19 protein-coding genes are annotated in these 20187 nt (G+C 64.8%); 10 read left to right on the top strand and 9 right to left on the bottom strand.

The window, feature by feature from the left end; all coding sequences use genetic code 11:
- Positions 1-23: 23 nt before the first annotated feature.
- From L1O03_RS10725 to L1O03_RS10710, 4 genes are all read left to right on the top strand, one after another.
- Positions 24-602, top strand: coding sequence for a sigma-70 family RNA polymerase sigma factor (locus tag L1O03_RS10725; RefSeq protein ID WP_268914286.1), 579 nt, complete (start codon positions 24-26; stop codon positions 600-602).
- Between the two features lie 121 nt (positions 603-723).
- Complete coding sequence (trxB, locus tag L1O03_RS10720) at positions 724-1656, top strand: thioredoxin-disulfide reductase (protein WP_236119918.1); 933 nt, start codon at positions 724-726, stop codon at positions 1654-1656.
- Positions 1657-1701: 45 nt separating this feature from the next.
- Positions 1702-2025: a thioredoxin gene (gene trxA / locus L1O03_RS10715; protein ID WP_236119916.1), complete on the top strand. Its 324-nt coding sequence runs from the start codon at positions 1702-1704 to the stop codon at positions 2023-2025.
- Positions 2026-2111: 86 nt separating this feature from the next.
- Complete coding sequence (locus L1O03_RS10710; RefSeq protein ID WP_236119908.1) at positions 2112-3296, top strand: N-acetylmuramoyl-L-alanine amidase; 1185 nt, start codon at positions 2112-2114, stop codon at positions 3294-3296.
- A 72-nt stretch (positions 3297-3368) separates the two neighbouring features.
- Here the strand turns inward: L1O03_RS10710 and L1O03_RS10705 are convergent, their stop codons facing one another.
- The 7 genes from L1O03_RS10705 to rpmH form a co-directional block, all read right to left on the bottom strand.
- Positions 3369-4535: a ParB/RepB/Spo0J family partition protein gene (locus tag L1O03_RS10705; RefSeq protein ID WP_236119907.1), complete on the bottom strand. Its 1167-nt coding sequence runs from the start codon at positions 4533-4535 to the stop codon at positions 3369-3371.
- A 6-nt stretch (positions 4536-4541) separates the two neighbouring features.
- Positions 4542-5507 (bottom strand): ParA family protein, encoded by a 966-nt coding sequence (locus tag L1O03_RS10700; RefSeq protein WP_236119906.1) that lies wholly within the window; start codon positions 5505-5507, stop codon positions 4542-4544.
- 79 nt (positions 5508-5586) lie between these two features.
- Complete coding sequence (rsmG, locus tag L1O03_RS10695) at positions 5587-6261, bottom strand: 16S rRNA (guanine(527)-N(7))-methyltransferase RsmG (protein ID WP_236119900.1); 675 nt, start codon at positions 6259-6261, stop codon at positions 5587-5589.
- A gap of 124 nt (positions 6262-6385) precedes the next feature.
- Positions 6386-7351, bottom strand: a complete 966-nt coding sequence (yidC, locus tag L1O03_RS10690; RefSeq protein WP_236119893.1) for a membrane protein insertase YidC — start codon at positions 7349-7351, stop codon at positions 6386-6388.
- Positions 7352-7389: 38 nt separating this feature from the next.
- A complete protein-coding gene (gene yidD, locus L1O03_RS10685) occupies positions 7390-7662 on the bottom strand; it encodes a membrane protein insertion efficiency factor YidD (RefSeq protein ID WP_236119891.1) in 273 nt (90 codons plus the stop codon).
- The gene (rnpA, locus tag L1O03_RS10680; RefSeq protein WP_236119887.1) at positions 7619-8041 is read right to left on the bottom strand and encodes a ribonuclease P protein component; all 423 of its coding nucleotides are present in this window, start codon (positions 8039-8041) and stop codon (positions 7619-7621) included. The genes yidD and rnpA overlap by 44 nt, the downstream gene beginning before the upstream one ends.
- Positions 8042-8072: 31 nt before the next feature.
- The gene (gene rpmH, locus L1O03_RS10675; protein WP_236119883.1) at positions 8073-8216 is read right to left on the bottom strand and encodes a 50S ribosomal protein L34; all 144 of its coding nucleotides are present in this window, start codon (positions 8214-8216) and stop codon (positions 8073-8075) included.
- Between the two features lie 830 nt (positions 8217-9046).
- Here rpmH and dnaA point away from each other — a divergent pair.
- The 5 genes from dnaA to gyrB all read left to right on the top strand — a co-directional run bounded on the left by dnaA (position 9047) and on the right by gyrB (position 16488).
- Positions 9047-10753, top strand: coding sequence for a chromosomal replication initiator protein DnaA (dnaA, locus tag L1O03_RS10670; protein ID WP_236119880.1), 1707 nt, complete (start codon positions 9047-9049; stop codon positions 10751-10753).
- Positions 10754-11340: 587 nt separating this feature from the next.
- Entirely contained in the window at positions 11341-12528 is a 1188-nt protein-coding gene (gene dnaN / locus L1O03_RS10665; RefSeq protein ID WP_236119879.1) for a DNA polymerase III subunit beta, read from the top strand.
- 3 nt (positions 12529-12531) lie between these two features.
- Positions 12532-13713, top strand: coding sequence for a DNA replication/repair protein RecF (gene recF / locus L1O03_RS10660; protein WP_236119871.1), 1182 nt, complete (start codon positions 12532-12534; stop codon positions 13711-13713).
- Positions 13710-14312, top strand: a complete 603-nt coding sequence (locus L1O03_RS10655) for a DciA family protein (RefSeq protein WP_236119870.1) — start codon at positions 13710-13712, stop codon at positions 14310-14312. The genes recF and L1O03_RS10655 overlap by 4 nt, the downstream gene beginning before the upstream one ends.
- Before the next feature lie 115 nt (positions 14313-14427).
- Positions 14428-16488 (top strand): DNA topoisomerase (ATP-hydrolyzing) subunit B, encoded by a 2061-nt coding sequence (gyrB, locus tag L1O03_RS10650; RefSeq protein ID WP_236119867.1) that lies wholly within the window; start codon positions 14428-14430, stop codon positions 16486-16488.
- Between the two features lie 197 nt (positions 16489-16685).
- Here gyrB and L1O03_RS10645 read toward each other — a convergent pair whose 3' ends face one another.
- Together L1O03_RS10645 and L1O03_RS10640 are read right to left on the bottom strand one after the other, a co-directional pair.
- A complete protein-coding gene (locus L1O03_RS10645; protein ID WP_236119865.1) occupies positions 16686-16976 on the bottom strand; it encodes a hypothetical protein in 291 nt (96 codons plus the stop codon).
- Positions 16977-17084: 108 nt separating this feature from the next.
- Positions 17085-17309, bottom strand: coding sequence for a CopG family transcriptional regulator (locus tag L1O03_RS10640; RefSeq protein WP_236119863.1), 225 nt, complete (start codon positions 17307-17309; stop codon positions 17085-17087).
- A gap of 118 nt (positions 17310-17427) precedes the next feature.
- Between L1O03_RS10640 and gyrA the strand changes: the two genes are divergently transcribed.
- On the top strand, positions 17428-19962 hold the full coding sequence (gyrA, locus tag L1O03_RS10635) for a DNA gyrase subunit A (protein WP_236119862.1): 2535 nt from the start codon (positions 17428-17430) through the stop codon (positions 19960-19962).
- Positions 19963-20187 lie beyond the last annotated feature (225 nt).

Here is a 20187-nt window from a genome sequence, read left to right as displayed (position 1 = left end):
ACGCACTTCCATCGGGGGTACACATGAGCAATTCACACGCGCACCATGAAGATTTCGCTCTCGTCCGCGCATATCTTAAGGGGGACAAGTCCGCATTCAATACCATTGTGTCGCGACACAGTGCCAAGCTTCTCGTCGTGGCCCGGCGCTACGCCCGCAACGAGCACGACGCCCACGACATCCTCCAGGACGCCCTCTTCAAGGCGAGCCGCCACCTCCACACCTTCCGCTTTGAGGCGGCGCTCAGCACGTGGCTCCACCGCCTCGTCATGAACAGTGGGCACGACTACATCACGCACCGCCAGCGCCGGGAGAGCCCGCACCTCGATGACACCGAGGACTCTTCTAGAGAGACCCATCCGGATCTCACGCATGACCCCTTCGGGCACCTCGACCTCTCGCTCACCCTGAGCGCCGCGCTCGCGCAGTTGTGCCCCGACCAATCCCACGCCCTCATCCTCGTCGACCTCTACGGCCTCGACATCGCCTCCGCCGCGAAAATCGCCAACGTCCGGCCGGGGACCATTAAGTCTCGACGCGGGCGGGCGCGGGAACAGCTCCGGCGTATCCTCGAAGAGGCGCGAGCCGACGGCCTCTGCTGACGTCCTCTCGCCGGGGCTCCGCCTGCCTCTTCCGCGGATGATAGGGAAAGCGTTATAATCGCCCTTGTTGCGATAAGATTAACCCCCGGATTCGAGCATACTCGAGGAAAGAGGATTCATCATGGCGGAACCCCACACGGTTCACGATGTCATCATCATCGGCTCCGGCCCGGCCGGCTACACCGCCGCTGTCTATGCGGCCCGCGCAGAGCTCTCGCCCCTGGTTTTTGAGGGCATCGAGTTCGGCGGCTCCCTCATGACCACGACGGAGGTGGAGAACTTCCCCGGCTTCCGCGAGGGCATCATGGGCCCCGAGCTCATGGACCAGATGCGTGCCCAGGCGGAGCGCTTCGGCGCCGACCTCCGGATGCAGCTCGTCGACGAGGTCCGCCTCGACGGCGACATCAAGACCGTCGTCTCCGAGGGGGAGGAGTTCCAGGCCCGCACCGTCATCCTCGCGATGGGCTCCGCCACCCGCTACCTCGGCGTCCCGGGGGAGCAGGAACTCCTTGGCCGCGGGGTCTCCTCCTGCGCCACCTGCGATGGCTTCTTCTTCCGCGACCACGACATCGCCGTGGTGGGCGGCGGCGACTCCGCCATGGAGGAGGCCACCTTCCTCACGAAGTTTGCCCGCAGCGTGACCATCATCCACCGCCGCGAGGAGTTCCGCGCCTCGCCCATCATGCTCGAGCGCGCCCGCGCCAACGAGAAGATCCGCTTCATCACGAACGCCACGGTGAACAAGGTCCTCGGCGAGGAGAAGGTCTCTGGCCTCGAGCTCCGCGACACCCAGACCGATGAGCTCTCGACCCTCGACGTCACCGCCATGTTCGTCGCCATCGGGCATGATCCCCGCTCCGAGATCGTCCGCGAGCAGGTGGAGTGCGACGACGCCGGCTACGTCACCGTCTCGCATCCGTCGACGGCCACCTCGGTGCCCGGCGTCTTCGCCTGCGGCGACCTCGTCGACTCCCACTATCAGCAGGCCATCACGGCCGCCGGCTCCGGCTGCCGAGCGGCCCTCGACGCCCAGCACTACCTCGCTGAGCTCTGATCCCACCCCTCAACCGACCAACACCGACCAACAAGGAGACACGCAGTGAGCACTGTGAAGAATTTCACCGAGGCCACCTTCAAGCAGGAAGTCCTCGAGTCCGATCGCCCCGTCCTCGTCGATTTCTGGGCCTCCTGGTGCGGCCCCTGCCGCAAGCTCGCCCCGGTTATCGAGGCCGTCGCCGAGGAGATGGGGGAGAAGGCCGTCGTCGGCAAAGTGAACCTCGATGAGGAGCGCACCCTGGGCGCCGTCTACCAGATCATGTCCATCCCCTGCCTCATGGTGTTCCACGAGGGCAAGAAGGTGGAGGAGATGGTCGGAGTTCGCCAGGCCGCGGAGATTGTCGCTGCACTGAACACGTACGTCTAACTGGTAGTCTCTAAGAGAAGTCGGCGGTGCCGCTGGGGCGAGTACAGTCGGCTTCACATTGATGCTGAATAGCCGGAAGGAGAACCGTGGCGGACGTCCTTAAGGTCGGTGACCACAGCCCGCGCGTCGCTGAAGTACGGATGACGTTGGCGCGGCTGGGACTTCTCACACACTTCCACGGCGACCTCGGCTCCCAGCGCTCCGACCGCTTCACCGACGCCGACATGGCCTTCGACGCCGAGCTCTCGGAGATCCTCAAGGCCTTCCAGCAATCCCGCGGGATCATCCCCTCGGGCGAGATCGAGGAAGCCACGCTCCGGGAGCTCCGCCACGCCAGCTACCGGCTCGGCGCCCGCGTCCTGTCCTATCAGGTCAACCACGAGCTCATTGGCGACGACGTCGGGCAGCTCCAAACCCAGCTGCAGGAGCTCGGCTTCTACTCGCATCGGGTCGACGGCCACTTTGGCCGTTTCACCCACGATGCCCTCGTCAACTACCAGCACAATTCCGGCCTCCGGGCCGACGGCATGTGCGGCCCCGAGACCATCCGCGCCCTGAGCCTCCTCGGCCGGCGCATCACGGGCGGCTCCCCGCAGGCCATCCGCGAGCGCGAGCACATGCGCGCCGCTGGCCCCATGCTGGCGGGCAAGCGCGTCGTCATTGACCCGGCACTCGGCGGCAAGCACAAGGGCCTCTCCGTCCAGGGCCGCTATGGCGAGATCACGGAGGAGGAGATCCTCTGGGACCTGGCCACCCGCATCGAGGGCCGGATGATCGCCCTGGGGATCGAGACCATCATTTCCCGCCCGCGGATGGACGATCCGGACCACAAGTCCCGCGCGGAGATCGCCAACGCCTTCGACGCCGACCTCATGATCTGCCTCCAGTGCGATCGCTACCCCAACGAGAAGGCCTCCGGCGTCGCCACCTTCTACTTCGGGAGCGAGATCGGCAATAGCTCGCTGACCGGTGAGATGCTCTCGGGCTACATCCAGCGTGAGATCGTCGCGCGGACCAGCCTCATCAACTGCGGTAATCACGCCCGGACGTGGGACATGCTCCGGCTCACCACCATGCCCACCGTCGAAGTCGTCACCGGCTACCTCACGAATCCCGACGATGTCGCCGTTCTCACGAGCACCGAGGGACGCGAGGCCATCGTGGAGGCCATCCTCGTCGCCGTCAAGCGGCTCTACCTGCTCGATCGCGGCGATGACCAGCCCACCGGCACCTTCCGCTTCGACGAGCTCCTCAAGGCCGAGGGCCTCTAAAACCCCCTCACAGCGCGCCCGGGCGCCGGCCCTTCCGGCCATGGCCATCCCCCTGTGCCCGGGCGCTTCTTCCTAGTCCCCCTTCTGCGCGCCGAGCAGGCTCATGATGCGCTCGAAGTCATCCTGATCGCTGAACTCAACGGTGAGCTTGCCCTTCCGCTTGCCCATGCTCACGGTGACCCGCGTGTCGAGGGTATCGGCCAGGTGATCGGCTGCGGTGCGCAGGTACTCCGGCGGAGGAGTCTTCTCCCGGCGCCCGCGCTTCGGGGCCTCATCGCCCCGGTTGAGCAGGGTGACGGCCTCCTCGGTGGCGCGAACGGAGAGCCCCTCGGAGACGATCCGCCCCGCCAGCTCATCCTGATGCTCCGCGACGGGCTCCGCCTTGACCCCCAGCAGGGCGCGCGCGTGCCCCGCCGAGAGCACCCCGGCCGCGACGCGTCGCTGGACCGCGACGGGGAGGGCGAGGAGCCGGATCATGTTCGTGATGACCGGCCGCGAGCGGCCCAGCCGCTCGGCCAGCTCCGCCTGGGTCACTTTGAACTCCTCCAGGAGCTGCTGGTACGCGGCGGCCTCTTCCAGCGGGTTGAGTTCCACGCGGTGGATGTTCTCCAGGAGGGCGTCGCGCAGGAGGGTGTCATCCTCCGTGTCGCGGACGATCGCCGGGATGAATTTCAGCCCCGCCTTGGAGGCCGCCCGCCAGCGTCGTTCGCCCATGATGAGCTCGTAGCCCTCGCCCTCGGGGTGGGGCCGCACAACGATGGGCTGCAGGAGACCGAACTCCCGGATGGAGTGCACGAGCTCGGCCAGCGCCTCTTCCTCGAAGACCGTGCGCGGCTGCTTCGGGTTGGGGACAATCTCCCCGATGGGAATCTCCTGGTAGCGCGCCCCCACCTCGGCGCCCTCGGCCGGCGCGGGCGTGCGGATGGGCCCGTCGCGGCGGTCGCGGGGATTAAGGTGCCCGCCGCCGAGGATGACGTCGGCCGCCCCGCCCCCAAGGCCGCGGGAGGCGCTGAGCTTCTCCGCAACGCTCTCGACGGGGGAGGCCGCCTCGTGGCTCTCACCCTGGGTCTGCGCGGCGCCTGTGTCTGTCGAGCCGGGGGCGGGCTGCTGGGAGCCTGCGGCCTCGCGCGGATCCCTGGCGGGGGCGCGCCCCCGCGTGGGGTCGGGGTTATCAGAGATCATGAGGGCGGCGAGGCCACGCCCCAGTCCGCCGCGTTGACGAGCTCCTTTGTGTGCCATGTCCCTCTACCTCGCCTCGGTGTTGTGATCGGATTCTGTGTTCTCTGACTGCGCCACGGTCTCCTGAAGTTCCGCGGCGGCGGTGGGGCTCACCCCAATGGGGCCCGTCTCCGGGCCGGGCAGGTAGTCGCCCCGCTCGGCGAGCTCCCGGGCGGCGTCCACGTACGCGTGCGCCCCGCGGGAGGAGGGGTCGTACTGGAGGATCGTCTGCCCATAGCCCGGGGCCTCCGAGATGCGCACGGAGCGCGGGATGAGCGTCCGCAAGACGACGTCCCCGAAGTGCCCGCGGACTTCCTCGGCCACCTGCTCGGCGAGCTTGGTCCGCCCGTCGTACATGGTGAGGAGGATGGCGGAGATGTGGAGGTCCGTGTTGAGGTACTGCCGGATCATGCTGATGTTGTTGAGCAGCTGGCCCACGCCCTCGAGGGCGTAGTACTCACACTGGATGGGGATGATGACCTCATCAACGAGCGTCATTGCGTTGATCGTCAGCAGGCCGAGGGAGGGCGGGCAGTCGATGATGATGTAGTCGAAGCCGTGGCGCTCGATGAAGTCACCGCGCACGGCGTCGTAGAGGCGGTACTCGCGTCGCACGAGGCTCACAAGCTCGATCTCCGCGCCGGCGAGGTCGATGGTCGCCGGAATGCAATAGAGATTGTCGAAGTGCGGGGACTGCTGCAGCGCCTCGTCGGCCGTCGCGTTCCCGATGAGCAGCTCATACGTCGACGTTGTGCCGGTACGGTGCTCGACGCCCAGAGCCGTCGACGCATTGCCCTGGGGGTCAATGTCAATGACCAGCACTTTCAGCCCTTGCGCGGCGAGCGCCGCCGCAAGATTCACCGAGGAGGTCGTCTTTCCGACCCCGCCCTTTTGGTTGGCGATCGTGATGAGACGAGGCTGCTCCGGCGCGGGCAGGTCACCGCGAAGGTTCACGCGCTCGCGGTGCTCATCCTCGTGTGTATGCTCAGCCATCGACGTCAAACGCCCTCTCTCCTTTGCAGGTTGCCTCTGGCGTGCCGGCCCACCCCGGCAATGGTTTCTACTGTAGTGGCTACCGCGCCCGCTCTGCGTGGCGGCGGATCCGGACGAGGGTGGTGGGCTGCTCGAGCAATCCTTCACCAACATGGAGGATCTCCGGCTTCTCGCCGCCGGCGTTGCGGATGTCTGCGGCGTCGCGCTCGATTTCCTCCCCGACGCTCGATCCCTTCATCGCGATCATCGCCCCTCCCCGCCGGGCGAGCGGCAGCGACCACCGCGTGAGCTTCCCCAGCGGGGCGACCGCCCGCGAGGTCACGACGTCCACCGGCGCCACAGCGGAGCGCACGGACTTCTCCTCCGCCCGACCACGGATCACCTGCACATTATCCAGGTGGAGTTCTTCCACCACGGACCGGAGGTACACGGACCGCTTGAGCAGGGGCTCGATGAGCCACATCCGCAGGTCCGGGCGCGCGATGGCCAGCGGAATCCCCGGCAGGCCGGCACCAGATCCGATGTCCGCGACGGAGCAGCCCTCGGGCATGGCCTCGGCGATCACCGCGCAGTTGAGGATATGCCGGTCCCACAGCCGGGGAAGCTCCCGCGGCCCGATGAAACCGCGGGTGAATCCGTCGGTCGCGAGGGAGCGATGATAGGCCTCGGCCAGCGGGAGTCGTTCGCCGAAGATCCTCTCCGCTGCGGGGGGAGTGGGGTAGTCCTCGGGGCGGTACTCGGGCGCAGGTTTCACGTGAAACACCTTCCTCGTGTCGGCTGACAGCCCCCTTAGCCTAAACCATCCGCGACGCCGGAACGCAGAAACCCCACCCCGAGATCATTCTCGAGATGGGGTCTCGCGCCAGGAGCTCAGAACTCTAGTGGCCCTTCTTCTTCCGCTTCTTCGGATTGTTGGGCTTAACGCCAGGCTTGGGGGCGGAGGTCCGCTTGGCGGCCTTCTTCGCCTCCTCCTCGGCGGCCTCCTCGGCATCCATCTTGGCGAAGAGGTAGCGCTGCTGGAAGTAGGTCCACACGTTGTTGGACACCATGTAGAAGAGAAGACCGATGTGCCAGATGACACCCGTGAAGAGGATGGTGGCAGGCATGAACCAGAGCATCATCTTGCTCATCATCTCGGTCTGCATCTGCATCTGGTCGTTCGCCGGGGCGTTCGCCTTCCCGGCAGCCTGACGCTTCTTCTGGCGGCTGAGCGACATCCGCGCGTTGAAGTGCGTCGCCAGAACGATGATCGCGATGAGCGGCGCGGCCACGCAGATGATCTTGATCTTGGTGAGATCACCCGCGTCAGGGAAGGCCTTGTACATGTCCTCCGGCATGGAGATGTAGGCCGAAATCGGCACCCCGAAGAACTTCGCTTCCAAGAAGGAGCGAACATCGTCGACGCCGAAGATGTAGTTCGGCGTATTCATGTTCTGCTCGACGCTCATCCCCAGTCCGCCGGCGCCCGTGCCCGTCCGGTTGAAGCTGCGGAGCACGTGGAACAGGCCAATGAAGATCGGGATCTGCGCCAGCATGGGGAGGCAGCCCATGAGGGGGTTCACGCCCATCTCCTTTTGGAGTTTGCGCGATTCCTCCATCATCTTCTGCTGGTCGTTCTTGTACTTCGCCCGGATCTCCTGCATCCGGGGCTGCATCTCCTGCATCTTGCGTGCCGAACGCATCTGGTTCGCCATCGGCTTATAGAGCAGGGCACGCAGCGTGAATGTCAGCAGCACGATGGCCAGGATCCACGAAATCCCTGAGTTCTCTCCGAAGATGAACCCAGCGACTTTGTGCCAGAACCATAGCACCGCCGAGATCGGGTAGTAGATGAAATTGAGCACTGACAAGCTCCTTGACTCAGTGGTAGTGCGAGCAACCCCTAGGGCACAGGATCATATCCGCCAGGATGCCACGGCCCGCATTTCGCGAGGCGAACCAAGCTCAACAGTGTTCCCTTGATTGCTCCGTGGCGCCTCAGCGCCTCCACCGCGTAGGCACTGCAGGTCGGTTCAAACCTGCAGGTGGGTCCCATCTTAAGGGGTGAGAGCCAGCGCTGGTACAGCCGCACCCCGCCGACGAGCACCCGGGCGACACCCCGGGGCGCAGGGTCATCCCCTGTTACGTCGTGGCTGTGCTGCTGCGGAGGGCACATGATTGTCCTTCTCGAAGGCGCGGCTCTGCTTCCTCCGCGCGTGGGCGAGGGCCTTGGTGATGTCCTGGGCCAGCTCGGCGGAGGTGCTGTCTCCTGCCCGGGGCAGCGCCCTGATGACGACGTCAGCCGTGGGCGGTACCTCGGGGAGAAGGCTGAGGCAGATATGACGTAGCCGCCGGGAGGTGCGGTGACGAACCACCGCATTCCCGACGGCTTTCGATACGATCAACCCGAAACGCGGGCCGCCCATCTGGGCGACATCCTCTCCAGCGTGGTCGAGGTAGTGCACAACCACTCTCCGAGCGCCAGCACGCTGACCTCCCTTAATGGTCCGAGAGAACTGGGCCGGGGACGTGAGCTTGTTGGCACGTGGTAGCACGCTGTGAGAGCCCTCCGGGTGGTATCTGCGACTAGGCGGTCAGCCGAGCGCGGCCCTTGTGACGACGGGCCGAGACAATGGCGCGACCAGCACGGGTACGCATACGAGTACGGAAGCCGTGCACGCGAGCGCGACGGCGGTTGTTGGGCTGATAGGTCCGCTTCCCCTTAGCCACGATGTTTCTCCTCTAGGTTGTGGGGACGGTGACCGAAGTACCGGGATCAGTCACTATCCGCTTGGCGTTCACTTGAGATATGCAGTGCCGGCGACGCCGCTTCACGCCTGAGAACCGCAGGGCCCTCGGGCTGAGCTGGCCCGGAACTCAACGCCAGACTGCTCTCACGCATACACGCGGGGAGAAGGTCACCGTGACACAGTCATCCCCGCGGTACGACAGACGGGTCAAGCGTACGCGACAGTCACCCCTGCAAACAAATCGACACGCCCCATTCTCCCGGGGGTGAACACCATTACCCCCAGAATTACAAGAATGTCTTTTTCGCCAGGTCAGTCCTCATTTCCCGCCCGTGAATGGCCCCTCAACAGCGGCGCCAGGCATGACAGTACGTCCGTCTTGCTGACACGCGATCCTCCCCGCCGGAGAGCCTCGCGGACCGAGTTCGACACTGCTCCCATCCGGCGGGTAGTTATGAAGATTGTCGTTTTCTTCCACATCCTGTGGACGATCGAGATTGTGGATAACTCTCGAGTAAAACTTGAAGGTTTCCCAAGATCTCGACAAAATGCCAGGTCACAGGCTGTCGCAGCCTGAGAAATGTTTTCCACAGCCGATGCGCTAGGCTGTGGATAGTTTGACCGCGGGCCGTTTTCCACAGGTGTGGATAAACCTGTGGATGTCCAGGTCATCGGCGTGGATATCCTGTGGACTCCGACGTGGATAATCACGCCCGTTGTCCACATGGCTAGCCCTCTCGCTGCCTGTCCTATGTGCCCGGCTGCCCTGTTTCCCACAGGTGCAGCGCCGACCGTGAACTGAGGAAAACATTGACTGACAATGCCGCTCTGCACGAAGAATGGCAGCACGTTGTCAACGAGCTCCTGCTGCGCTCCGAGACCCCAACGTCCCCCATCCCTCGGCTGACGCACCAGCAGCGCGGTATCCTCACCCAGGTCTCCCCGGTCGCGATCGTCAACGGCTACGTCGTGCTCTCCACCCCCAGCAAGTGGGTCAAGCGCGTCATCGAGGAGGAACTGAGCCGCTCCATCGTCGAGGTCGTCAGCGATCTCAAGGGCATGCCCTGCTCCCTCGCGGTGTCCCTCAATGCGGAGCCCTCTCCCTCGACGACGTCCACCTCCTCCCGCCCCGCCTCGCCGGCTGCGCCCTCCTCAACGCAGCCCGTGGGCGGCGCTGAACAGCACAATCAGCCTTCCGGCGCCACCGCCCAGCCGCCTCGAACCCCGGGTGCTGGATCCTCCGCGCCCGCCCATTCCGGGCAGGCACCGTCCTCCTCGTCCCTGGACAGGGAGGACCAGCGCGGCTACCAGTCCCGTTTCTCTTTCCACAGCAATGATGACTGGCAGGTGTCCCATATTCAGACCCCGGCGGGATACCCCAACCAGGGTCCGGCGGCGGCGGGGACGTCGTCGAGCCATCACCAGCCGGGGCAGAGGATGAGGAGGGAGCGGCCGGCCGTCGATCCTGACCGGAAACAGTCGCTCAACCCGCGTTTTACCTTTGAGTCTTTCGTCATTGGGTCCTCGAATAAATTCGCGAATAGTGCGGCGGTTGCGGTCGCGGAGACGCCGGCGAAGGCCTATAACCCGCTGTTCATTTGGGGTGGCTCGGGGCTCGGCAAGACGCACCTCCTCCATGCCACCGGCAACTATGCGCTGGAATTGCAGCCTGAGCTGCGGATTAAGTATGTCTCCAGCGAGGAGTTCACCAACGACTTCATCAACTCCGTCCGCGATGACCGCCAGGAATCCTTCAAGGCGCGCTACCGCAACCTCGACATCCTCATGGTCGATGACATCCAGTTCCTCCAGGACAAGGAGACCACCCAGGAGGAGTTCTTCCACACCTTCAACGCGCTCCACCAGGCGAATAAGCAGATCATCCTCACCTCGGATCGTCCGCCGAAGCAGCTGACCACCCTCGAGGACCGCCTGCGCACCCGCTTCGAGGGCGGACTCATCACGGATATCCAGCCGCCGGACCTTGAGACGCGCATCGCGATCCTCATGAAGAAGGCGCAATCGGACAACACGCCCGTGGATCGCAAGGTGCTCGAGCTCATTGCCTCGAACGTCTCTACCTCCATCCGCGAACTCGAGGGCGCGCTCATCCGCGTCGCCGCCTACTCCTCGATCAATGACGAGCCCATCACCCTCGAAAACGCAACCTCCGCGCTGCGCGACATCATCCCTGATCACGACGTCGAAATCACCGCGGACTCCATCCTCCGGGTGACCGCGGAATTCTTCGACATCGACGTCGATACGCTTCGCAGTGCGACGCGCACCCGCGCCGTGGCCCACGCCCGGCAGCTGGCCATGTACCTCTGCCGCGAGCTCACGGACCTCTCCCTGCCGTCCATCGGCAAGCACTTCGGCGGGAAGGACCACTCCACGGTCATGTACGCCGAGCGGAAGATCCGCAAGGAGATGACCGAGAAGCGCGACACTTACCACGAGATCCAGACCCTCACCCAGATGGTGAAGAACCAGGATCGCCCCTCTGAGCGGGGCTAACGCGAGAAGGATCGACGCTGGGTAGCGCAGCTCGGTCTGCCGCGCGGTCCTCGCCGGCGCAACCCCCGACCTCCCGGGCAGCAGCCCATCACCCTCCAGGACCCACCTGGAGGGTTTTTCACATGGTTATCCACACTTGTGTAATTCCATTCTTGTAATTCGGAGATCTTGCCCATACTTTTGCCATTCACGCTGCTCAGAGACCCTGTGGAGAAGCCCTCGTTGCGGTGTGGAGAAGCAGTGAATAACGTCGAGGCCACTGTGGAGAAGGCAGAGACCCCGAAAGTTATCCACACCCGGCCTCTGTTTTCCACACGTGATCCACACCGAGACTCACAGCTCGTTTTCGTGGCCGGACCTTGTCATTTCACCCTCTATCCCCAGATTGCACAGGACCTACTGCTTCTCCTCCCTGAATCTCTGGAAAGAATGTGAGGAGAAAGAGGGGGTGCGAAAAACTCCGGGCCGGCGGCCCCGCCGCGCCCGGCCCCGAGGGAATGACACATTTTCCGGTCCCCCGGCCCGCCGGGTACTTTGGATCATGTCATTCACCAGAGAGCCGTTTTGTACCTTCGAGGAGCCACCGCATGGAGTCACAGCAAGTGTCCTTCCGGGTTGCTAAAGACGACCTGGCGCACGCCGTTACCTGGGTCGCCCGCAGCCTGCCCAATCGTGTCACTCAGCCCGTTCTGCGGGCCATCGTCATCACCGCGGATGACAATGGTTTGGAGTTCGCGGGCTTTGACTACGAGGTGTCCACGAAGGTGCGGATCTCCGCCGAGGTCATCGAGCCCGGGCGGATCGCCGTCGCTGGCAAGCTCATCGCTGAAATCACGAACACCCTGCCGAACAAGCCGGTCGAGATCTCGCTGGACGGCTCGAAAGTGGAGCTTCGCTGTGGTTCCTCCCGCTTCGAGCTCCCGCAGATCCCGCTGGATGATTACCCGCAGCTGCCCACGCTCCCTGAGGTGACCGGGTCCATTGACCCGCAGCTCTTCACCCGCGCCACCACCCAGGTGGCCTCCGCGGCGGGCAAGGATGACACGCTCCCGATGCTCACTGGTGTGAACATGGAGATCACCGGCCGTCGTCTGCGTCTCGTCGCGACGGACCGTTTCCGCCTCGCCGTGCGCAACCTCGAATGGAAGCCGGTCTCCGAAAGCATCACGGCCAAGCTCCTCATCCCGGCCAAAACGCTCCTGGAAAACGCGCGGAGTGTTGATCCTCACCTGACGGATCCCGTCGAGCTGGCCGTCGGCACGGGAGACGAGGTCGGAGCGGACGGGCTCTTTGGTGTCCACGCGGAGAATCGTGAGACCACCACGCGCCTCCTCGACGCCGAGTTCCCCAACATCCAGCCGCTGCTCCCGAAGGTGCACAACGCGATCGCTACCGTCGAGATCGCGCCGCTGCAGGAAGCCATCCGCCGCGTCAGCCTCGTCACGGAGCGGAATTCCCAGATCCGCATGCGTTTTACTGCCGAGGAGCTCACCCTTTCTGCTGGGGGGAGCGACGCCGGCCACGCCGAGGAAACCCTGCCCTGCGCGTTCCGCGGCCGCGATGAGATGGTTATTGCCTTCAACCCGGCATACCTCAAGGACGGCCTGTCCGTCATCGACACGGATCGTGTGGTCTTCGGATTCGTCGAGTCCTCCCGCCCGGCGATTCTCCTGCCCGAGCCCGAGGAGCTCCCCGAGCAGACCGAGGACGGAACCTACGCGACGCCGGACACGGACTTCCTGTACTTGCTCATGCCGGTTCGCCTCCCGGGCTAGAGCATGTATATCCGCCAGCTGAGTCTGCGAGATTTCCGATCCTGGCCCAGCCTGGAGTTGGATCTCCAGCCGGGGGTGGTGCTCTTTGTTGGGCGCAATGGCTTCGGGAAGACCAACATCATCGAGGCGCTGGGCTATTGCGCCCACCTGTCCTCCCATCGGGTGAGCCATGATGCTCCGCTGGTCCGGGCGGGGGCGGCGAATGCCCGGGTGTCGGCGACGGCGGTCAATGAAGGGCGCGAGCTCACCGCCCACCTGCTCATCAAGCCCCACGGGGCGAACATGGCGCAGATCAATCGAACCCGTTTGTCCTCGCCCCGGGAGGTGCTCGGGGTGGTGCGCACGGTCCTCTTCGCGCCCGAGGATTTGGCCCTCGTCCGGGGTGAGCCGGCGGAGCGCCGTCGTTACCTCGACGCCATCCTCTCCACCCTCATGCCGCGGCTCGCTGGCGCGCGCTCGGACTATGACAAGGTGGTGCGCCAGCGGAATGCGCTGTTGAAGTCCTCGACGATGGCCCTGCGCCGCGGCTACGACTCCTCGGAGGGCGCCGGGGCGCTGGCCACCCTCGATGCGTGGGATTCCCAGCTCGCCCGGCTGGGGGCGCAGATCATTTGTGCCCGGCGGAACCTCGTTGAGCGCCTGGACTCCCACGTCCACGACGCCTATGCCGGCATCGCCCCGGAGTCCCGGCCCGCGTCGCTGCGCTATCAGGGCACGGTGGATCCCGCCGGCGAACTCCCCTCCGAGCCCGAGATCATCGAGGCAGAAATGCTCGCTGAGCTGGGGCGTTCTCGACGACGAGAGATCGAGCGCGGGGTATCCCTCGTCGGCCCGCACCGAGATGACGTCGAGCTCCTCCTGGGTGACCAGCCGGCCAAGGGCTTCGCCAGCCATGGTGAGACGTGGTCGCTCGCGCTGTCCCTGCGCCTGGGGGAGTTTTCCCTGCTGGCCTCGGAGGGGGCGGAGCCCATCCTCATCCTCGATGATGTCTTCGCGGAGCTAGACCGGCGCCGGCGAGAGAAGCTCGTGGAGGTCGCTGCCGAGGTGGAGCAGGTCTTCATCACGGCGGCCGTCGACGAGGATCTCCCCGATAACCTCGAGGAACGGGTGAGCGGGCGCTTCACCATTGGGGTGGAGCAGCGTGAAGAGGGGCGCGTGTCCGTGCTGGTGGAGGAGGACGAATGAGCGACCCGAGCCGCTCCGAGGACGCGCCCCAGCCGGACTCCGCGGCCGGGCCGGCCGACCTGGTGGATGCCGTTTACGATCGCACCCAGAAGCTGGCGCACGCGCAGGGGCGGGTGAGCGGGCGCCGAAGTGGCGCTCAGCCTTTGCGTCGGCGGCGGAAGAAGCAGGGCGAGGCGTCGGCGTGGATCCGCGGGGTGCGTGGATTGCAGAAAACGGGGCCGGATGGGCGTCGGCTCCCGCGAGCGCTCAACATTCATTCCCTCAAAAGTGCGATGACCACCACGGTCACGCAGAGCGGCTGGGATACGCCGCTGGCGCGCGGCTGGGTGATGAACCACTGGGATCTCCTGGTGGGGGAGGAGATTGCCAAGCACACGCGGGTGGAGATGATCAAGGAGGACGTGGTGATCGTGAGCTGCGATTCGACCGCGTGGGCGACAAACCTGCGGCTCATGCAGCGGCAGATCCTCGCGCGCATCGCGGAGAAAATCGGCCATGATGAGATTAAGCAGCTCAAACTCTATGGCCCGACGCAGCCTTCGTGGCGGAAGGGCCGCTTGCATGTGAAGGGCCGCGGCCCGCGCGATACCTATGGATAGGCGCTCAGCGGCGCTGAGCGGGCCTCTCGTTGGCTGAGTGGTGCAGTACGTAGGGGGATGCCAGGGTGTAGACTGAAACGGTAATTTTCCGGCTCACTGAGGAGTGCTCGTTCACGTGGCTAGCAGCGAACACCAATATGACGCCTCATCGATTACTATTCTCGAGGGGCTCGAGGCGGTGCGCAAGCGCCCCGGTATGTACATCGGTTCGACGGGGGAGCGCGGCCTGCATCACCTGGTGTGGGAGATCGTCGATAACTCCGTCGATGAGGCAATGGCGGGCTACGCCGATCGCGTAGACGTCACGCTTCTCGCCGACGGCGGGGTTGAGGTTGTTGATAATGGTCGCGGTATTCCCGTGGAGATGCACGCGTCGGGTGCCCCCACGGTGCAGGTGGTCATGACCCAGCTGCACGCCGGCGGCAAGTTTGACTCCGAGTCCTACGCGGTCTCGGGTGGTCTGCACGGTGTGGGTATTTCCGTGGTCAACGCGCTGTCCACCCGCGTGGAGGCGGACATCAAGCGCAACGGAAAGCACTGGTACCAGAACTTCAACAATGCGCTGCCGGAGGACCTCGTCGAGGGCGGCAACGCCCGCGGCACCGGCACCACCGTGCGTTTCTGGCCGGACCCCGAGGTCTTCGAGACCACGGAGTTCAAGTTCGACATTATTTCTCGACGCCTTCAGGAGATGGCCTTCCTCAACAAGGGGCTGACCATCACGCTGAAGGACGAGCGCGTCACCGACGAGGAGCTTGAGCTCGAGGCCATCGCGGAGGGCGGCGATACCGCGGAGTCCGTCGACGGCGAGGAGCTCTCCTTCGACGACACCCAGAAGCCCGAGGAGGCGGCGGGGGAGGCCCCCAAGGCGCCGAAGAAGCGCGAGAAGAAGGTGACCTTCCACTACCCGAATGGGCTGGAAGATTATGTGCGCTACCTCAACAAGTCGAAGACGGAGATCCACCCCTCCATCATTTCCTTCGACGCGAAGGCGGAGAACCACGAGCTGGAGATCGCGCTCCAGTGGAACCAGGGCTATAAGCAGTCCGTCCACACCTTCGCGAACACGATCAACACCATCGAGGGTGGTACCCACGAAGAGGGCTTCCGCTCCGCTCTGACCAGCCTGATGAACCGCTACGCGCGCGAACACCGGCTGCTCAAGGACAAAGAGCCGAACCTCACGGGCGACGATTGTCGCGAGGGGCTCGCCGCCGTGATTTCCGTTCGCGTCGCCGACCCGCAGTTCGAAGGCCAGACCAAGACCAAGCTGGGCAACACCGACGTGCGCTCCTTCGTTCAGAAGATGACGAATGAGCACCTCATGCACTGGTTGGAGGCCAACCCGGCGGAGGCGAAGGCCATCGTCAACAAGGCGCTGTCCTCCGCTCATGCGCGCCAGGCTGCGCGCAAGGCCCGCGACATGGTGCGCCGCAAGTCCGCCTCCGACGTCGGCGGTCTGCCTGGCAAGCTGGCGGATTGCCGTTCCAAGGATCCGAAGGTCTCGGAGCTCTACATCGTGGAGGGCGACTCGGCTGGCGGTTCCGCGAAGGGTGGCCGTGACTCCATGTACCAGGCGATTCTTCCGCTGCGAGGCAAGATCCTCAACGTGGAAAAGGCGCGCCTCGATCGCGTGTTGAAGAACGCCGAGGTCCAGGCGATCATCACCGCCCTCGGCACGGGCATTCACGACGAATTCGACATCTCCAAGCTCCGCTACCACAAGATCGTGCTCATGGCGGATGCCGACGTCGACGGCCAGCACATCGCAACGCTGCTGCTCACCCTGCTCTTCCGCTTCATGCCGCAGCTGGTGGAGGAGGGCTATGTCTACCTCGCCCAGCCGCCGCTGTACAAGCTCAAGTGGGCAAAGGGCGAGCCCGGCTACGCCTTCTCCGACGCCGAGCGCGACGCTCAGCTGGAGGAGGGCCTCGCCGAGGGCCGCAAGATCAACAAGGACGACGGCATCCAGCGCTACAAGGGTCTGGGTGAGATGAACGCCAGCGAGCTGTGGGAAACCACCCTCGACCCGGCACACCGAGTCATGCGGCGCGTGGACATTGAGGACGCGCAGCGAGCCGACGAGCTCTTCAGCATCCTCATGGGCGACGACGTCGTGGCCCGACGCTCCTTCATCACCCGCAACGCGAAGGACGTTCGCTTCCTGGATATCTAGGTGGAGATGGTCCGGCTTCGCTGTGCGCGAAGCCAAGGCCACGGCGTGAGCCTTATGCGATGAAGGCGGTGCTCATCCCCTCCGGGGCGGCACCGCCTTCACTCGTTGTTACAGACGTTGCAGTCCTTCCTCCACAGTCACATCAGTCACTGTAACCACAACAGTCACATATCCTAGCAGTCTTTCGGCCGCTGTCGTCAAGGGGTACCCCCGCGTGTCGGGGGCTGGGCGGCGTGAGCGTGACGTTCGGCGAGGACGCTGAAGAGGACGTCCGCGAAGATGTCATTATGTTCTTCGAGGGGCGGGAAGCTGCGGAGGGCGAGGCGGATCGTCCGGGCCTGTTCGTGCTCGGTGGCGTAGAGGGGGCATCCGCGAAGGCGGGGGGCACTGAGGGCCGCGAGGCTCACCAGGGCCGGATAGTTCTTAATCCTTGTCCCCGTGGCGGCGCAGACGTCCTCCGCGATGGTGAGGAGAGCATCAGCGCTCACGCCTCGGAGGATGGGGGCGCAGGCGGGGGCGTGGGGTTGTTCGTGTTTCACGTGAAACCTCCGGGGTGGGGGAGGGGATGTGATGCTGGGTGTGCTGCTGTGCTGTGCTTAGCGGGGCGTCTCGCGGCTCTGGGGGTGGAGCCGTTGCGCGATGTCTCGGTACTCCGCGAGGCGCTGCTGGGCGAGCTCGTGGACCTGTTCATCCTCAAGCATGCGGGCAGCGGCGGAAATGATGGCTCGGCGTGCGGCTTCCTGCTTGCTGCAGCCGTGGGCCCGCGCAAGGAGAGCGAGGGCGCGGTCTTCGTCGGCACGGAGGCGGAGGGTCATAGCCATGAGCAAATGGTATCACCGCGGTATCACGCTGGGCGGACAAAGCGCTCAGCGCCCTCAGAATCGCGATTGTGCGATAGACTAGGACCGTTCCGTCCACTCAATCGAAGGTGAATGAGCTTTGAGCGAAGATAATAATGGCTCGGGCGAGAACCTCTTTGATCGCATTCAGCCCATTGATATCAATGAGGAGATGCAGTCGAGCTACATCGACTACGCCATGTCCGTCATTGTGGGTCGTGCGCTGCCGGAGGTTCGTGACGGCTTGAAGCCGGTCCACCGCCGCATCCTGTACGCCATGTTTGACTCTGGCTACCGGCCGGAGCGCGGCTACGTGAAGTCCGCGCGCCCGGTGTCGGACACCATGGGTCAGTTCCACCCCCACGGCGATTACGCTATCTATGACACCCTGGTCCGCCTCGCGCAGGACTGGAACATGCGGTACCCGCTGGTCGACGGCCAGGGGAACTTCGGTTCCCGCGGTGACGACGGCCCCGCCGCCATGCGTTACACGGAGTGTAAGCTCACTCCGCTGGCCATGGAGATGGTGCGCGATATCCGCGAGAACACGGTCAACTTCTCCCCGAACTACGACGGGAAGACCCTCGAGCCGGATGTCCTGCCCTCGCGCGTGCCGAACCTCCTCATGAATGGCTCGGGCGGTATTGCCGTCGGTATGGCGACGAACATCCCGCCACACAACCTCAACGAGCTTGCGGAGGCCATCTACTGGCTCCTCGATAACCCCGAGGCCGATGAGAAGACGGCGCTCGAGGCGTGCATGGAACGCGTCAAGGGCCCCGATTTCCCGACGGCCGGCCTCATCGTCGGTGACCAGGGCATCAAGGATGCCTACACGACAGGCCGTGGCTCCATCCGCATGCGCGGTGTCTCTACGATTGAGGAGCACGGGAACCGACAGATCATCGTCATCACGGAGCTACCGTTCCAGGTCAACCCTGACCGCCTCATCTCCAACATCGCGGAGCAGGTGAACAACGGCAAGATCGCGGGCATTTCCAAGATCGAGGACGAGTCCTCTGATCGCGTGGGCCTGCGCATCGTTGTGACCCTCAAGCGCGACGCGGTGCCGCGCGTCGTCCTCAACAACCTGTACAAGCACTCCCAGCTGCAGACGAGCTTCGGCGCCAACATGCTGGCGATCGTCGACGGCGTCCCGCGCACGCTGCGCCTCGACCAGATGCTGCGCTACTACGTGGCGCACCAGATCGACGTCATCGTGCGCCGCACCCAGTACCGCCTCGACGATGCGGAAAAGCGCGCTCACATCCTGCGCGGCCTGGTCAAGGCCCTGGATATGCTCGACGAGGTCATTGCGCTCATCCGCCGTTCGCAGACGGTGGACATTGCGCGGACGGGCCTCATGGACCTCCTCGACGTGGACCAGGTCCAGGCGGACGCGATTCTGGCCATGCAGCTGCGGCGCCTGGCGGCCCTCGAGCGGCAGAAGATTATCGACGAGTTGGCCGAGATCGAGCGCGAGATCGCTGACCTTAAGGACATCCTGGCCCGCCCCGAACGCCAGCGCCAGATCGTCCACGATGAGCTCAAGGAGGTCGTGGACAAGTTCGGCGATGAGCGCCGCACCCAGATTGTCGCGGCCACCGGCGAGGTCTCTGAGGAGGACCTCATTGCCCGCGAGAACGTCGTCGTGACCATTACGTCCACGGGCTACGCCAAGCGCACCAAGGTGGACGCCTACAAGTCCCAGCGGCGCGGCGGCAAGGGCGTGCGCGGCGCGGAGCTCAAGCAGGACGACGTCGTCAGGCACTTCTTCATCTGCTCGACGCACGACTGGATTCTCTTCTTCACGAACTTCGGCCGCGTCTACCGCCTCAAGGCCTTCGAGCTGCCGGAGGCCTCCCGCACGGCCCGCGGCCAGCACGTCGCGAACCTCCTGGAGTTCCAGCCGGAAGAGCGGATCGCGCAGGTTATCCAGATCCAGTCCTACGAGGATGCGCCGTACCTCGTGCTGGCCACGGCGCATGGCCGCGTGAAGAAGTCCCGGCTGGCCGACTACGAGTCCGCCCGCTCCGGCGGGCTCATCGCGATCAACCTCAACGAGGGCGACAGCCTCATCGGGGCCGCGCTGTGCTCCAACGAGGATGACCTCCTCCTCGTCTCCGAGGAGGGTCAGGCCATCCGATTCACCGCCGACGACGACCAGCTGCGGCCCATGGGCCGCGCGACTGCCGGCGTGAAGGGCATGCGCTTCCGCGGTGAAGACCAGATGCTCGCGATGACCGTGGTCCGCGATGGCCAATACCTGCTGGTTGCGACCTCGGGCGGCTACGGCAAGCGCACGAGCATGGACGATTACAACGTCCAAGGCCGCGGTGGCGTTGGCGTCGTGACGTTCAAGTACTCGCCGAAGCGAGGCAAGCTCATCGGCGCCCTCGCGGTAGACGAGGATGACGAGATCTTCGCCATCACCTCCGCTGGCGGCGTGATCCGGACCCAGGTTAACGAGATTCGCCCGTCCTCCCGTGCAACGATGGGCGTGCGACTGGTCAACCTGGAGAAGGACGTCACCGTCTTGGCCATCGACAAGAACGTGGAAGGCGAGGGCGAAGAGACCGCCGAGGCAGTGGCCAAGGGCGAGCTCGACGGCCCTGCGGATAAGCCGAAGGACTAAATCAACGGCCCTTCGAGGATGATCCCGCATGGCTCTCCCGGCTAGACCGGGGGGGTCGCGCCATCCGATGTTTCACGTGAAACGGCCCGGGAGAAACCCCGGGCCGTTTTCTCATGCCGCGGGTGCCCTGCGTGGTGGCCGGTGTAGGCCCGGGCCGCGCGCTCCATGTTCTTCTGAGATACCAGGGGGAGAGTAGAATACGAGCGCGAACGGAGGATACCGTAG

This window comes from Corynebacterium uropygiale (genome assembly GCF_021568315.1).
In the GTDB taxonomy this organism is placed as follows: Bacteria; Actinomycetota; Actinomycetes; order Mycobacteriales; family Mycobacteriaceae; genus Corynebacterium; species Corynebacterium uropygiale.
Note: the sequence above shows the minus strand (reverse complement) of the source record. Positions and strands in the feature narration are given on the sequence as shown.

Bases quoted from the DNA above. Each gene is read 5' to 3' on its own strand.
- L1O03_RS10705 (WP_236119907.1), bottom strand. From the start codon at position 4,535: ATGGCACACAAAGGAGCTCGTCAACGCGGCGGACTGGGGCGTGGCCTC.
- trxB (WP_236119918.1), top strand. From the start codon at position 724: ATGGCGGAACCCCACACGGTTCACGATGTCATCATCATCGGCTCCGGC.
- L1O03_RS10655 (WP_236119870.1), top strand. From the start codon at position 13,710: ATGAGCGACCCGAGCCGCTCCGAGGACGCGCCCCAGCCGGACTCCGCG.
- L1O03_RS10700 (WP_236119906.1), bottom strand. From the start codon at position 5,507: ATGGCTGAGCATACACACGAGGATGAGCACCGCGAGCGCGTGAACCTT.
- L1O03_RS10725 (WP_268914286.1), top strand. From the start codon at position 24: ATGAGCAATTCACACGCGCACCATGAAGATTTCGCTCTCGTCCGCGCA.
- recF (WP_236119871.1), top strand. From the start codon at position 12,532: ATGTATATCCGCCAGCTGAGTCTGCGAGATTTCCGATCCTGGCCCAGC.
- yidD (WP_236119891.1), bottom strand. From the start codon at position 7,662: ATGTGCCCTCCGCAGCAGCACAGCCACGACGTAACAGGGGATGACCCT.
- L1O03_RS10640 (WP_236119863.1), bottom strand. From the start codon at position 17,309: ATGGCTATGACCCTCCGCCTCCGTGCCGACGAAGACCGCGCCCTCGCT.
- dnaN (WP_236119879.1), top strand. From the start codon at position 11,341: ATGGAGTCACAGCAAGTGTCCTTCCGGGTTGCTAAAGACGACCTGGCG.